The sequence below is a fragment of the Bartonella silvatica genome (assembly GCF_040545155.1).
GTDB classification, from domain to species: Bacteria; Pseudomonadota; Alphaproteobacteria; order Rhizobiales; family Rhizobiaceae; genus Bartonella; species Bartonella silvatica.
In genome coordinates this window covers 1-1,434 of the sequence record NZ_JBEPLI010000073.1, presented here as the reverse complement: position 1 = coordinate 1,434, position 1,434 = coordinate 1, and the positions used below count along the sequence as shown (strand labels likewise).

2 protein-coding genes are annotated in these 1,434 nt (G+C 37.9%); both read right to left on the bottom strand.

Translation table 11 applies throughout. The features are described 5' to 3' along the window. Positions 1-87 precede the first annotated feature (87 nt). Positions 88-1,131, bottom strand: a complete 1,044-nt coding sequence (locus tag ABID23_RS07975) for a tyrosine-type recombinase/integrase (protein ID WP_354190959.1) — start codon at positions 1,129-1,131, stop codon at positions 88-90. A 6-nt stretch (positions 1,132-1,137) separates the two neighbouring features. Next, positions 1,138-1,356: a hypothetical protein gene (locus ABID23_RS07970; RefSeq protein WP_354190957.1), complete on the bottom strand. Its 219-nt coding sequence runs from the start codon at positions 1,354-1,356 to the stop codon at positions 1,138-1,140. Positions 1,357-1,434 lie beyond the last annotated feature (78 nt).

Here is a 1,434-nt window from a genome sequence, read left to right as displayed (position 1 = left end):
GATTCAATAATTTTCAATAAAATAAATGAGTTATTACGATATGGGGGAAATTTATCATTATTGATTCCATTAATGTTTTTTATAGCATTATCCCTCATTTTTTTGGAGCTTTTTTATAGCTTCTATGGCTAGCCTTTTGCGATCTGCGCTTTTTGTATAAAGAGATGCCATGTTGTCGTCTGTCCATCCAAAAATTGCTTTGAGTTGTGATACTGTTGCACCAGAGTTAGCTGCGCGTGTTGCTGCTAATTTTCTTAAGCCATGTGCTGATTTTTTGATTCCCGCCGCATTACACGCTTCACGAAATAAGTTTCCAAAACTTTCTTTTACGAGTTTATTTCCGTTTTTTCCGCAAATGAATGTTTCATTTCCAATAGGACCAATTTTTAGAGTTTCTGCTAATTCAGGCAAAATGGGTAGAAAAACATCTGTTTGGAATTTACTTTTCTCTGTCTTGAGATGAATGATATTATCTTTGACATCTTTCCAACCAATTCGGACCGCATCACCACGACGCAAACCCGTGTAAAGAAGAACATCAATCCAGACGCGTTCATGTGAACCATGTGACCAATGGTGATAATATTTTTCAACATCTTCTTCTGTCCAAACAGCAAATCCATCTTTGTTGTTGTAAGCTGGTCTTTTTACTCCTACTGTTGGATTGTTTTCTAAAAGCTCTTGATCAATTGCCCAATTAAAAAGTCCATTAAGGGCTTTTAGAAAATTGTGAGCAGCTGTTGGTTTTTCTTTGCGGCGTTCAACACCCGCTGTAATATGTGATTTCTTTATTTCTCTGTATGGAATGTTTCCTATAGCATCACATACCTTCATAAGGATAAGTTCTCTTTGTCTTTTCGTAGCTTTAGCAAGGCTATGCCAATGAACGCTGTTAAAGTATTGTTTAAGCAGCCATGCAAATGAACCTTCAACAAGTTTACCGGTTTTGGATTTAGGAAGTATAAGCCCTTGTAACTCGGCAAGTGCGCTTTTGTAGTTATCAACAAACTCTTGCGTTCCATAGGTACCGCGTATTCTAATACGTGGTCCATGACCAATACGTACATACCATACAATTTTGCCATGTTGAGTAATTTGTTTAACGAGATGAGGAGGACGTGGTTTTGGCATGGTATTTTACATCTTAGAGAGTGCGGTTTCGTAATATTCATTCTTTGACAAATCTAAAAGTTTGTCTGGATGCGCTGCTGAATTTGGTAGTGGAATATCGGATTTGAGATAGATAAGCAGTTCACCGGTGGGTTTGATTTCTACGAGTTCACAACCTTGTTTTTTAGCTTCTCTTAAAGCGCGTGCAATGTCTGCTTGCGTTATGATAGCTTTACGAGGCGCCATATCTCTTCTCCTATATTGAGACGCAATTCACCCATTTCGTGAATCACGCATGACTTAAAAGTTGTTAGGAAAGGGTGG